General features: G+C 39.3%; 10 protein-coding genes and 1 riboswitch. Of the genes, 9 read left to right on the top strand and 1 reads right to left on the bottom strand.

What is annotated here, in order from left to right; genetic code table 11:
* Positions 1-76 precede the first annotated feature (76 nt).
* The 5 genes from rpsT to C3945_RS00220 all read left to right on the top strand — a co-directional run bounded on the left by rpsT (position 77) and on the right by C3945_RS00220 (position 6,159).
* A complete protein-coding gene (rpsT, locus tag C3945_RS00240) occupies positions 77-328 on the top strand; it encodes a 30S ribosomal protein S20 (protein ID WP_161877669.1) in 252 nt (83 codons plus the stop codon).
* A gap of 107 nt (positions 329-435) precedes the next feature.
* Complete coding sequence (gene uvrB, locus C3945_RS00235) at positions 436-2,421, top strand: excinuclease ABC subunit UvrB (protein ID WP_161877668.1); 1,986 nt, start codon at positions 436-438, stop codon at positions 2,419-2,421.
* Between the two features lie 156 nt (positions 2,422-2,577).
* Positions 2,578-2,847, top strand: a complete 270-nt coding sequence (gene rpsO, locus C3945_RS00230; protein WP_161877667.1) for a 30S ribosomal protein S15 — start codon at positions 2,578-2,580, stop codon at positions 2,845-2,847.
* A 234-nt stretch (positions 2,848-3,081) separates the two neighbouring features.
* Positions 3,082-5,190: a polyribonucleotide nucleotidyltransferase gene (pnp, locus tag C3945_RS00225; RefSeq protein ID WP_161877666.1), complete on the top strand. Its 2,109-nt coding sequence runs from the start codon at positions 3,082-3,084 to the stop codon at positions 5,188-5,190.
* A gap of 381 nt (positions 5,191-5,571) precedes the next feature.
* Positions 5,572-6,159 carry a TraX family protein gene (locus tag C3945_RS00220; RefSeq protein ID WP_161877665.1) on the top strand — a complete coding sequence of 196 codons (588 nt, stop codon included), beginning with the start codon at positions 5,572-5,574 and terminating at the stop codon, positions 6,157-6,159.
* A gap of 44 nt (positions 6,160-6,203) precedes the next feature.
* On the opposite strand, the gene C3945_RS00215 is transcribed toward C3945_RS00220, so the two are convergent.
* Positions 6,204-7,016 carry a biotin--[acetyl-CoA-carboxylase] ligase gene (locus C3945_RS00215; protein WP_161877664.1) on the bottom strand — a complete coding sequence of 271 codons (813 nt, stop codon included), beginning with the start codon at positions 7,014-7,016 and terminating at the stop codon, positions 6,204-6,206.
* A gap of 342 nt (positions 7,017-7,358) precedes the next feature.
* Between C3945_RS00215 and C3945_RS00210 the strand changes: the two genes are divergently transcribed.
* The 4 genes from C3945_RS00210 to C3945_RS00195 all read left to right on the top strand — a co-directional run bounded on the left by C3945_RS00210 (position 7,359) and on the right by C3945_RS00195 (position 13,025).
* Positions 7,359-9,041, top strand: a complete 1,683-nt coding sequence (locus C3945_RS00210; RefSeq protein ID WP_161877663.1) for a ribonuclease J — start codon at positions 7,359-7,361, stop codon at positions 9,039-9,041.
* A gap of 24 nt (positions 9,042-9,065) precedes the next feature.
* Positions 9,066-9,172, top strand: a riboswitch (TPP riboswitch).
* A gap of 89 nt (positions 9,173-9,261) precedes the next feature.
* Positions 9,262-9,825: an energy-coupled thiamine transporter ThiT gene (thiT, locus tag C3945_RS00205; protein WP_161877662.1), complete on the top strand. Its 564-nt coding sequence runs from the start codon at positions 9,262-9,264 to the stop codon at positions 9,823-9,825.
* A gap of 118 nt (positions 9,826-9,943) precedes the next feature.
* On the top strand, positions 9,944-11,398 hold the full coding sequence (gene cls, locus C3945_RS00200) for a cardiolipin synthase (RefSeq protein WP_161877661.1): 1,455 nt from the start codon (positions 9,944-9,946) through the stop codon (positions 11,396-11,398).
* A gap of 460 nt (positions 11,399-11,858) precedes the next feature.
* The gene (locus tag C3945_RS00195) at positions 11,859-13,025 is read left to right on the top strand and encodes a betaine/proline/choline family ABC transporter ATP-binding protein (protein ID WP_161877660.1); all 1,167 of its coding nucleotides are present in this window, start codon (positions 11,859-11,861) and stop codon (positions 13,023-13,025) included.
* Position 13,026: the final 1 nt, after the last annotated feature.

Genomic DNA, 13,026 nt, shown 5'->3' with positions numbered 1-13,026 from the left:
TACGGGCAGAACAGGCTGTGTATCGTCACAGTCACGATTCAATTCAAACCATTAAATGATAAGGAGTGTTTTAAACATGGCAAACACAGTACAAACGATTAAAAGACAAAGACAAGACGTTAAAAAGAGAGAAAACAACCAAGGACAGGTTTCTGCAGCAAGAACAGCAGTTAAACAATTCGAGGTAGCAGCAGACGCTAAAGCTGACAACGCACAAGAGCTTTTCAATAAAGCTGTTAAAAGTGTTGACAACGCAGCTTCTAAAGGCTTTTTACACCAAAATAAAGCAGCTAGAATTAAATCTCGTTTAAGCAAAAAATTAGCTTAATTATGACTAACTTAAAAAAGTATTCTCACTAGGCAGTCCGCCTCTGAGAATACTTTTTTTGTGGTAAACTATGAACTAATAAATGATTGAGAAAGGAGTCTGTTTGAGTGAAAGATTCGTTTAAACTTAAATCGATTTACCAACCCAGTGGGGATCAACCAGAAGCTATAAAGAAACTGGTTCAAGGAATAAATGATAACCAAAAAGAACAAGTTTTACTCGGTGCCACCGGTACGGGTAAAACCTTTACGATGTCTAACGTGATCCAACAAGTCAATAAGCCGACCTTGGTTATGGCCCATAATAAAACATTGGCAGGTCAGTTATATACAGAATTCAAAGAATTCTTTCCTGATAACGCCGTCGAGTATTTTGTCAGTTATTATGACTACTATCAACCAGAGGCTTATGTTCCTTCGACAGATACATTTATTGAAAAAGATGCCAGTATCAATGATGAAATTGATAAACTGCGTCACTCAGCAACCAGTTCTCTTTTGGAAAGAAGAGATGTCATAGTGGTGGCTTCCGTTTCTTGTATTTACGGACTGGTTAACCCAAAAGATTACAGAGACCATGTCTTGTCACTAAGATCCGGTATGGAAATAAGCAGGGATGCTTTATTAACCAGATTGGTTGAGATGCAGTTCGAACGTAACGATATCGATTTTCAGCGTGGTCGGTTTAGAGTAAGAGGAGATGTTGTCGAAATATTCCTCGCGTCACGTGAAAGTGAAGCGATCAGAGTTGAGTTTTTTGGAGACGAGATTGACCGGATAAGAGAAGTGGATGTTTTAACCGGAGAAGTGAAAGCTGATTTATCACATGCGGCTATTTTCCCAGCTACTCACTTCGTATCCAACGATGAACAAACTCGTTCAGCTATTGAAGCGATTAAAGCAGAACTGGAAGATCGCCTAAAAGAATTTAAAGCTGAAAATAAATTACTTGAAGCACAACGATTGGAACAACGAACCAATTATGATTTGGAAATGTTAATGGAGATGGGTTACTGCTCAGGGATTGAAAACTACTCTAGACACATGGATGGTAGACTTCCTGGAGAGGCACCTTATACATTGCTGGACTTTTTCCCCGAGGATTCATTGTTTATTATTGACGAGTCGCATATGACAATGTCTCAAATTAGAGGGATGTATAATGGAGACAGAGCTCGAAAACAACAGCTCATTGATCATGGCTTCCGTTTACCAAGCGCTTTGGACAACCGTCCACTCCGTTTGGAAGAGTTTGAAGAAAGAGTACCTCAAATCACTTATGTTTCTGCTACACCGGCAGACTATGAAATCAACCGTTCCTCTCAAGTCGTTGAACAAATTATTCGCCCGACAGGCTTACTGGATCCGATTATTGAAGTTAGGCCAATTAAAGGTCAAATCGATGATATTATTGAAGAAATAAATAAACGCACGGAGAGAAATGAACGGGTTTTTATTACCACTTTGACGAAGAAAATGTCAGAAGACTTGACAGATTATTTGAAAGAAGTTGGTATAAAAGTAGCATACCTACACAGTGACGTTAAAACATTAGAGCGGACGCAGATTATCCGTGATTTGCGTATTGGAAAATACGATGTCTTAATCGGCATTAACTTATTAAGAGAGGGACTGGATGTACCTGAAGTGTCTCTGGTTACGATTCTTGATGCTGATAAAGAAGGGTTCTTAAGAAGTGGTCGGTCACTCATTCAAACCATTGGACGAGCAGCTCGTAACGAAAATGGGCGTGTCATCATGTATGCAGACCGCATTACTGACTCCATGCGATTAGCCATTGACGAAACGCAACGTCGCCGTGTTATCCAAAAAGAGCATAACGAGACACACGGCATTACACCAACAACGATTCGCAAAGACGTACGTGATTTGATACGTATTTCAACAGCTGTCGACGATGAAGAAAAAGATCTATCTGAAGAAACGATTAAGAACTTAAGTAGACGTGAACGAATGGAACTGATCGAAACAATGGAACTGGAAATGAAAGAAGCGGCGAAAGATTTGAACTTCGAAAAAGCAGCTGAATTAAGAGACGTTGTCATGGAACTGAAAACGAAGTACATGAAGTGACGGATTAGTTTTAATTTAATCAATGTGCTTGATTTTCCACTCCAATTGGTGTAATCTTTACAATGTGCTTAAGACGCACAGACCTTTACTTGGTTCGTCGTTTCACCAACGCGTTCTCGGTAAATGGATTCATAAAATAGAAAAGAGGTGTAAACAATGGCAATTTCACAAGAAAGAAAACAAGAGATCATGAAAGAATACGCTCGTCACGAAGGGGACACTGGTTCTCCCGAAGTACAGATCGCTGTATTAACTGCTGACATTAATGAGTTGAACGATCATGCTCAAACACACAAGAAAGATTTCCATTCTATGCGTGGACTAATGAAAAAAATCGGTCACCGTCGTAACCTACTTGCTTACCTACGTAACAAGGATATTGCACGTTACCGTGAACTAATCCAAAGACTGGGACTACGTCGTTAATTTATACACTAACTGCTTTTGGCAGTAGGATTTAAATAAAGATGTTAAATAGTTAAAGCGAGATTCTTAGGAATCTCGCTTTTTTATAAACATTCCTATATAATGATAGTGGATGAAAATACACTTTACAGGAAGCCTGCCAGTCTACTATACAAATGTGAGCCGTTTTAAATCCAAGACGGTTGAGGTTTGTTTAGTAGGTGGGGCCTCCTGTTAATAAATAAGGAGAATATTATGTCAGCAAAACAAACATTTACAACAGAACTCGGTGGTCGTACGTTAACTGTCGAAACAGGTCAATTGGCTAAACAAGCGAATGGCGCTGTATTGGTCCGTTACGAAGACACGGTTGTTTTAACGGCAGCTGTAGCGAGTAAGAACCCAAGTACGATGCCTTTCTTCCCGTTAACCGTTAACTATGAAGAAAAAATGTACTCCGTTGGTAAAATTCCAGGAGGATTTATCAAACGTGAAGGACGCCCTTCAGAAAACGCAACCCTAACCGCTCGACTAATCGACAGACCCATTCGTCCGATGTTTGCAGAAGGCTTCCGTAACGAAGTTCAAATCACAAACACAGTGATGTCTGTTGATCCAGACAATTCACCAGAAATGTCAGCCATGCTAGGCTCATCTTTAGCTCTATGCATATCCGACATTCCTTTCAATGGCCCAATCGCTGGGGTAACTATTGGTCGTATTGATGGCGAATTTGTTATCAATCCTTCTGAAGAATTAATGGAACAGTCAGACATTGAATTAACTGTTGCGGGTACTAAAGATGCCATTAACATGGTTGAAAGTGGAGCCGATCAAGTATCTGAAGAAGATATGTTGCAGGCTTTACTATTCGGTCACGATGTGATTAAAGAATTATGTGCTTTCCAGGAAGAAATCGTTGCTGCAGTGGGTCAAGAAAAAATGGACGTTCAATTGCTTCTACCTGATGCAGATTTGAAAGCCGAAATCACTGCTGAATACAACGATGCAATGAAAGAAGCCATTCAAACTTTCGACAAACAAGAACGTGCTGAAAAAACTGAAGAATTGAAAGCCGAAATCGTAGCTACTTATGAAGAAAAATACCAAGACGATGCGTCGCTTGCTTCTGTATTAAAAGATGTCAATGCGATTGTAGAAGATCTTGAAAAAGATGAAGTCCGTCGTTTAATCACAGAAGAAAACACACGCCCTGATGGCCGTAAAGTTGACGAGATTCGTTCGCTTGAATCTGAAGTTGGCTTGTTGCCTCGCGTACACGGTTCAGGTCTCTTTACTCGTGGACAAACGCAAGCTCTATCTGTTGCAACATTAGGACCACTAAATGAGCACCAAATCTTAGACGGTTTGAGCAGTGAAGACAGCAAACGATTCATTCACCACTACAACTTCCCGCAGTTCTCTGTCGGAAGCACTGGACCTTCAAGAGGACCAGGTCGTCGTGAAATCGGACACGGTGCATTGGGTGAGCGAGCATTAAGCTATGTTATCCCTAACTCAATCGACTTCCCTTACACGATTCGTTTAGTATCTGAAGTATTAGAATCAAACGGTTCATCTTCCCAAGCAAGTATCTGTGCAGGCACATTAGCTCTAATGGATGCGGGTGTACCGATTACAGCTCCAGTTGGCGGTATTGCAATGGGTCTTGTGATGGACGGGGACAACTATACTGTTTTAACAGACATTCAAGGATTGGAAGACCACCTTGGAGATATGGACTTTAAAGTAGCTGGAACCCGTAAAGGAATCACAGCACTTCAAATGGATATTAAAATTGAAGGCATTACACGTGCTATCTTGGAAGAAGCGTTGGTCCAAGCGAAACAAGCACGTCTGGAAATTCTTGATAACCTTGAAGCGACTATTGATTCACCTCGTGGCGAGTTAAGCCGTTACGCTCCAAAAATTGAGTCAATCAAAATTAAACCTGACAAAATTAAAGTGGTTATCGGTAAAGGCGGAGAAACCATCAATAAAATTATTGATGAAACGCAAGTTAAAATCGATATCGATGAAGAAGGTAACGTGTCTATTTACGGTCAAGACCCAGACGGTATCAAACGTGCCATTGAAATCATTCAGCAATTAACTGAAGAAGTAGAAGTTGGTAAAGTGTATACTGGAACAATTAAACGTATCGAAAAATTCGGAGCCTTTGTAGAAATTATTAAAGGAACGGACGGTTTGGTACACGTTTCAGAATTGTCCGACAAATACATTAAGAACGTTGCTGACGAATTCTCAGTCGGTGATACCCTTGACGTTAAAGTAACAGAAATTGATGACCGGGGACGAGTGAACTTGTCTCGTAAATCGATCATGAATACGGACAGCGAATAATAACTGAACGATCAGCACCGCCCTGTTTTTCTCAAAAGAGAAAGAGGAGCGGTGCTTTTTTTCGTATGGATACAAGTTAAAATGAAAAACAGAAACTAACTTGTGACCAAACTCATATTGAGACAAGATAAAAAGAAAAACAGAAACTAACTTGTGACCAAACCCATATTGAGACAAGTTAAAATGAAAAACAGAAACTAACTTATGACCAACTCCATATTGATACAAGTTAAAATGAAAAACGGAAATTAACTTGTGACCAAACTCATATTGAGACTAACTAAAGCAAAAAATATCTGGAGTTCCACTCATTGGCGATTTATAATAAATGTATTGATTTTCAAAGGCAGTATCGTAGAGTAGGTGAGGGGCGAGGGAACGATGAAAAAAGAATTTGACCATCATTTAAATCTCATCAAATGGATCGGAATTATAACGATGACGATTGATCATATCGGGTATTTTCTCTTTCCGCAAGGGAGATTGCTACGTCTTATCGGCCGACTCGCTTTTCCATGCTTCTTGTATTCGACCATTGAAGGGACTCAGCGTACAAAGCATTATGGTCGGTATATTAGTCGAATGGTACTAGTCGGCATCTTATCCATGCCCATCACGCCCAATACGATTAATGTAATTTTTCTGCTTGTTTGTTTTTCACTATCGTTAAAGTACCAACGGTGGACGGTCTTATTCGGTTTTCTTAGCCTGTTTACTGAATACAGCATCTATGGCTTTTTATTTGGATGGGCCATCTACTGGTTTAAAGAAAAAGATTGGAAGCAAGGCACACTGTTATCCATCGCTGTTCAATTTATATATGGCATCTCACTTCAGAGCTATTCCTTACTGGCGCTCGTTTTTTTCTCAATAAAAACAAGAATCAAGCTTCCTCGACTGCCTCGTTATTTCTTTTACGTTTATTATCCAATGCATCAACTTGTGCTCATATGGCTTGCCACACTATAATAAAATCCGACTCCATTCTTGAAAAAGGGAAGTCGGATTGTTTATTAGATATAGCCGTTTACACCTCTAACCGAAAAATCCAATGTTCTCAGCGGTTCAGGAGACTGTTGGCCTTCGTACTGAACCATTAGTTCGCCAAACGAGTTAATATCGGTGACTCTGGCTTCTTTGTGCGTCCCATCAGGAGAATAGACACGCACGTCTTTATTAATCAGAATAGATTCCTTCCTACAGATGTCTATAAACAAAGAAGCATCTTTTGACTCAATCCACTCATAATACAATAAATTCAACTGACGGATAACGTCCACTATCAAAGGGTTAGGATCAATGACGTTTCCAGAGAGATCCCTTAACGAGCTAGCTTTTTCCTTCAACTCATCAGAAAAATCTTCCGGTAAAAGATTGGTATTGATGCCGACTCCAATGACGACACCAGTTAAAGATATTTGTTCAAAGTGAGATTCAATTAAGATGCCAGCTACTTTTTTCCCATCCATTAAGATATCATTCGGCCATTTTATTTTCGCATCACCATATGCTTTCAAACTTCTGCAAAGAGCGGCTGCGGTTAACTGAGTCAGTAGGGTCAATGTATCTGAGCTAATAGTAGGTTTTAAGACAATGGAAAGAGAGACAGATTTTCCAGGTGGAACGTGCCACTCCCGACCTAAGCGTCCTTTACCTTTGGATTGATCAAGAGCCAACACCAGTGTCCCGTGGTCTAAAGAAGGCAATTGGTCCAGAGCATAAGTATTCGTTGATGCGACTGTTTCAAGAGCAAGGATGGAGTGGCCAATCCCCAACTGTTCAATAGGTTTTGCTATAATAGAGGGAGTCACCATAGGGATGTTCAAGCGGTAACCTTCCTGTTCTTCGGTAATGGGAAAATGCTTATCTGTTAGCCGATGAATAGCAATTAAGCACTCGGTTTCTGAGACGTTAAGACGTGATGAAAGGGTCCGCAAACTCATCGAGCGCGGGTAAACAATCTGTAGCTGGTGAATGATAGCTAATTCCAGTTCAAGAACCTCCTTTGAAATGATAAACGAATTGACAGGCCCAGTATACCGGATAAGTAGGATTTTGACTATATCTATGCTATACTTAAATTACTGTAAATATGAACTGATACGTGCAATAGATGTCACTATTTATAAAATACTGAGCTTAAAAAGCTAAATTAGAGGTGGAAAAAAGTGAGTAATATAAAAATTATTCCTCTTGGAGGAGTAAGAGAAAATGGTAAAAACTTGTATGTCGTAGAAGTGGATGAGGATATATTTGTCCTGGATTGCGGCTTAATGTATCCAGAAGATGGTTTGTTTGGAATCGATGCAATCATTCCCGACTTTACGTATCTGGAAGAAAATAAAGACAGAATAGCAGGCGTCTTTTTAACGCATGGCCACGAAGATGCTATTGGAGCATTGCCTTATTTCTTGGATACATTTAATGTGCCCGTATTCGGCTCGGAACTGACCATTGCTTTAGCGAAATTATTTGTTAAAGAGTCCAATTTGAATCCGAAATTCGATGATTATCATGTGATTGATGAAAAAACAGAAATTGATTTCCATAAAACAACGATCAAATTCTTTAGAACCACTCACACAATCCCTGATTCAATGGGGATAGCCATTAACACAGATGAGGGTTATATTGTTTATACAGGTAACTTTAAGTTTGATCAAAGTGCTCAAAACATGTACAGCACTGATTTATCCCACATATCAGATTTGGGTAAAGGCGGCGTGCTTGCTTTGTTGAGTGATTCAGGCGATGCAGAAAGCCCTGTGGAGAACGTTTCTGAAAAGCGCGTGCAAGAGGAAGTCGTGGATATATTCCAAAACACGAGCAGTCGAATTATCGTTGCTGCAGTAGCCAGTAATATTTTGCGTATTCAGCAAGTATTAAACGCGGCTCACGATTCAGGAAGAAATGTCTTCATTACAGGTAAGAACCTTGAAGCCATTATCGAAACGGCTTTAAAACTTGATAAATTAACTTTGCCAGATGATCAGTTGATTGTCAGCGTAGATAAGATTGATAAGTATGATGATGATCAGATTTTAGTTTTGGAAACTGGAGCAGCAGGAGAGCCAATCAAAACGCTTAACCGTATGGCAACTGGTAACCATGACCAAGTGAACATCAAAGAAGGCGACGTGATTTTCATTGCGACAAGTCCGTCTATCGCTATGGAAGTAACCGTTGCAGAAACAGAAAACCTCATTTACAGAGCAGGCGCATCCGTTGTCCAGTTATCAGACAAAATTAAAGCGTCTGGACATGCGACACCTTACGACTTGCAGTTAATGATTAACTTATTAAAACCTAAATACTTCATCCCGATTCAGGGTGAATACCGCATGTTATCAGCGCATGCCAACTTAGCGAATGAAACCGGCATTCCATACCAAAATATTTTCATTTTAAGTAATGGTGATGTCGTTAGCTACTCGAAAAACAAAATGACTCAAAGTGGTCAAGTATCAGCTGACAATACTTTAATCGATGGTATTGGTATTGGAGATATCGGGAACATTGTCCTAAGAGACAGACGCTTGCTGTCTGAAGATGGTATTTTTGTCGCAGTGGTGACGATTGACCGTAAGAAACAGAAAATCGTATCTAATCCACATATTGTGACGCGAGGATTCGTGTTTGTTAAAGAAAGTCAGGACTTAATCGATGAATCAACTGATCTCGTCAAAGAAATTGTCCGAAAGAATTTAGCTCACAACGATTTCGATTGGGGTTCCATTAAACAAGATATTAGAGATACATTGAGTAATCATTTATTCAAAAAGACAAAACGTCGTCCAATTATCTTGCCAGTCATTATGGAAGTTAATCAAAATCGTCGCTTTACAAATTAAAATAAATCATTATAATAGAAATGAATACTGTACTAGGGGAGTCGATACTATTGGCTGAGAGTGAACTGTGAGTTCAGACCCTTCGAACCTGTACGTTCATGCGTGCGTAGGAAGAGTACATGAAAAATAGTGTATCAATGTGAGAGTATGGCTTATCATGCCCTCAGACCGATTATTTTTCTCCTCCCTAGTTCAGTCAAAATGAGGGAGGAGTTTTTTTATGCAAAATAAGAAGTTGTTAGTCTATTTAGAAGGCACACTGTTTGCCGCTATGGCAATGGTTTTGTCTTTTATTCCAACGGGTATCGGATCATCCTTTAGTGTATCTCTTGGGATGGTTCCCCTACTATTTTTTTCCGTTCGACGAGGATTTGTTGCAGGGGTATTTTCAGGGTTTCTATGGGGAATATTGCACTTTGTGACCGGCTCTGTTTATATGCTTAATATCTACCAAGTAGTGATTGAATACACCATTACTTATGCCAGTGTGGGCTTTGCTGGTTTATACAGTGCAAAAATTAGGCAGACAATAAAGACGAATGATACAAGTAAAACAATCCTTTATCTTTTCATTGCGACAATCGTTGGGACGTTGGCACGCTATTTCTGGCATTTTATAGCTGGCTGGATTTTTTGGGGAACTTACGCCTTATGGGGAATGAACGCGATGGTGTTTTCACTTGTTATGAACGGGTTAAGCTTTTTTGCGACAGCAACCGTGGCATCGATTGTTTTGTTCATGCTAGTCAAAAGCACACCTTTAATTTTTCTGCCTAAGAAATAGAAAAAGGGGTACAAGAATACCCATTTTTGCCCTCTGTTAACGAAATGTTGTGGTAAATTAAGCCTTACTATTGTAAACTAAAGAAACGAAACGAAAGCATTCATATGAGGAGCAGAACATGGGACTATTGAGCACACTATTTTGGGCTTTTATTTTTTTAAACTCAGCTTTAGCTATTTTTACCGTTTTTAGAGAAAAAGAGAGAGACATAGCAGCTATTTGGGCATGGTTGTTGGTTATCACGATGCTTCCAGGTATCGGTTTTGTTATTTATTTATTTTTAGGACGAAAAATTTCCAGGGATCACATTTTTGACATCCAATCCCAAGAAAAAATCGGGATGCATGAATTAGTGGAAGCCCAAAAAACGTTAATTGAAAATGAAAATTTGGACGTACCTGAATCGAACTATCAAGAAAAAACATTTGAAATGATTCGACTCTTTTTAGAAAGCAATGAATCCGTCTTGACTAAAGGAAATAAGGTAAGACTGATTACAGATGGAAAAGACAAATTTGATAGCCTGTTAGAAGATATTAGTCAGGCTAAACATCATATTCACGTGACCTATTACATTTTTAGAGGCGATAAGATAGGGTCAAAAATAGTGAAGGCTTTGGAAGAGAAGGCGAAGCAGGGGGTTGAAGTCAAGCTCCTCTATGATCCGGTTGGAGCGCGATTGATAGGGAAACACTTCTTTGACCGACTGAGAGAGTACGGTGGCCAAGCTGAACCATTTTTGGATTCACGATTCTTCTTGATTAATTTACGTTTAAATTACCGAAATCACCGTAAGATTGTGGTAATTGATGGAGAAGTAGGCTATACGGGTGGATTTAATGTCGGAGACGACTACCTAGGAGAATACAAAAAAATGGGTTACTGGCGCGATACTCATCTAAGAATTGAAGGAAATGGCGTATTGACTTTACAATCCCGGTTTTTAATGGACTGGAATGCATCAGCCAAAGATATGGCTGTTGAATACGAGGCGGATTATTTCCCTTTTTCACCATTAAAAGGAAAAACGGACCTTCAAATTGTTTCCAGTGGACCGGATAATGAAGTTCAGGCGATTAAAAAAGGGTTTATTAAAATGATTAGCATGGCTAAAGAATCGGTCTATATACAAACCCCTTACTTTGTACCGGATGAAGCCCTTATGGAGACGTTGAAGATCGCCATATTATCAGGCATTAACATCAAGTTGATGATTCCTAATAAACCGGATCATCCCTTTATTTACAGAGCCACCTTAAGTTACGCGGAAGAATTGGTCAGAAACGGTGCTGAAGTCTATATTTACGATAATGGTTTTTTACATGCCAAAACCATTGTCATCGATGGAGAAATACTGTCTGTAGGGACAGCTAACTTTGATATTCGTAGCTTCCGCTTAAATTTCGAAGTGAATGCTTTTGTTTACGACCGGCTACTAGCTAAACAACAAGTGAAGGTGTTTTTAGAAGATGTAGAAAAATCTTACCTGTTGACAGAGGAAATTATTGAAAATTACTCTTTATGGGAAATATTTAAACAACAGTTTAGTCGATTATTCTCACCAATACTTTAAAGAAAAAATGATCAGCCTTTATAACGAGGGTTGGTCATTTTTTTGTTTTATACAGTTCGAATGCATAAAAAAAGTCAGAATCGATATATAAATGTGAAAACTCATCATATTCTAATAATTACTTATGTTTATGAAAAGTGGTTGAAATCAGTTACAAACCCGCAGTGGAAGTCTGTAATGCTTGTAATCTTATCATTTGCAATCCCTTTCTCTTTCTGTAATAATATTTGAGGAGCTAATTTTTCATTAAAATAGTTGCATACAATTGTTATGAGAAACGAGATTGACTGGATAGCTTACCCTCATCATTTACATAAGGGTAACACGTCAATGGCACTGTGTGAGATAGAGGAGATGGCAAAAGTCTACCTTTGTGACGTTCACACAGCTTTTTTTTGGTCAATGAATGAGGTAATAAAGTGAATAAAACAGTCAAATTTACTACAGAGGAGTAGAGGACATGATTGAATTTAAGAATGTATCAAAAGAGTATAATGATGGTACAGTCGCTGTTGACAATATTTCGCTAAAGATAAATAAAGGTGAATTTGTCGTACTTATCGGAACGTCCGGAAGCGGGAAAACTACGACCATGAGAATGATTAACCGTATGGTCGATTCGACTGCAGGAGAGATACTGATTGATGGAAAGAACATAAAAGATGAGGATCCAGTGAAATTAAGACGCCGAATTGGATACGTTATTCAACAAACCGGTTTGATGCCTCATATGACGGTTTATGAAAACATCATTATGGTTCCTAAATTACTAAAATGGGATCAAGAGAAAATGAAACAGTCTGCCAAACGTCTGTTAGACCGTGTGGATATGCCTGACGAATTTTTAGATCGTTACCCACAGGAACTATCAGGTGGGCAACAGCAACGTGTGGGTGTTATTCGAGCGTTGGCTGCGGACCAAGACATTATATTGATGGACGAACCTTTTGGTGCACTGGACCCTATCACGCGTGATGCATTGCAAGAGTTAGTAAAACACCTTCAAGAAGAAATGGGACGTACAGTTGTTTTTGTGACACATGACATGGACGAAGCGTTAAAATTAGCAGATAAAATTGCCATTATGTCCGAAGGTAAAATTGTTCAATACGATACACCTGATAATATCATTGCGAACCCAGCCAACGAATTCGTCGAGAGTTTCTTAGGTGAAGACCGATTGAAACAACGTTCGCCAATTCAAACAGTGGACGAAGTCATGGTTAAAAACCCAATCAGTGTGGCAGCTGATACCACACTGGGAGATGCGATTCGTATCATGAGGAACAAGCGAGTTGACCAATTATTTGTTATTGATGAATCGGCACACTTGCTTGGCATGATTGACTTTGAAGCAATCAACCGGAATCGAAATAAAGCAACTTTAGTAAAAGAAATTCTAACACCTGTTTTTTATGTTAAATCACACACCTTATTACGTGATGCTGCGGACCGAATGCTTAAAAGAGGATTTAAAAATATTCCTGTATTAGATGAAGAGAACCGATTAAAAGGTCTGGTCACACGCGCGTCCTTAGTAGATATCGTTTACGATACGATTTGGGGAGGCGATGAGGAAGCAGATAGCCAACCGTTAGGGCAAATTATCCCTAGTGAAGTAGAGTAAG

The organism is Alkalibacterium sp. MB6 (genome assembly GCF_009935905.1).
GTDB lineage: Bacteria > Bacillota > Bacilli > Lactobacillales > Carnobacteriaceae_A > Alkalibacterium.
The sequence above is the reverse complement of the archived record's forward strand: the minus strand, read 5'-3'. Positions and strand labels throughout refer to the sequence as shown.

Coding starts and splice junctions, on each gene's coding strand:
- rpsT (WP_161877669.1), top strand. CDS start 77: ATGGCAAACACAGTACAAACGATTAAAAGACAAAGACAAGACGTTAAA.
- rpsO (WP_161877667.1), top strand. CDS start 2,578: ATGGCAATTTCACAAGAAAGAAAACAAGAGATCATGAAAGAATACGCT.
- pnp (WP_161877666.1), top strand. CDS start 3,082: ATGTCAGCAAAACAAACATTTACAACAGAACTCGGTGGTCGTACGTTA.
- C3945_RS00220 (WP_161877665.1), top strand. CDS start 5,572: ATGAAAAAAGAATTTGACCATCATTTAAATCTCATCAAATGGATCGGA.
- thiT (WP_161877662.1), top strand. CDS start 9,262: ATGCAAAATAAGAAGTTGTTAGTCTATTTAGAAGGCACACTGTTTGCC.
- cls (WP_161877661.1), top strand. CDS start 9,944: ATGGGACTATTGAGCACACTATTTTGGGCTTTTATTTTTTTAAACTCA.
- C3945_RS00195 (WP_161877660.1), top strand. CDS start 11,859: ATGATTGAATTTAAGAATGTATCAAAAGAGTATAATGATGGTACAGTC.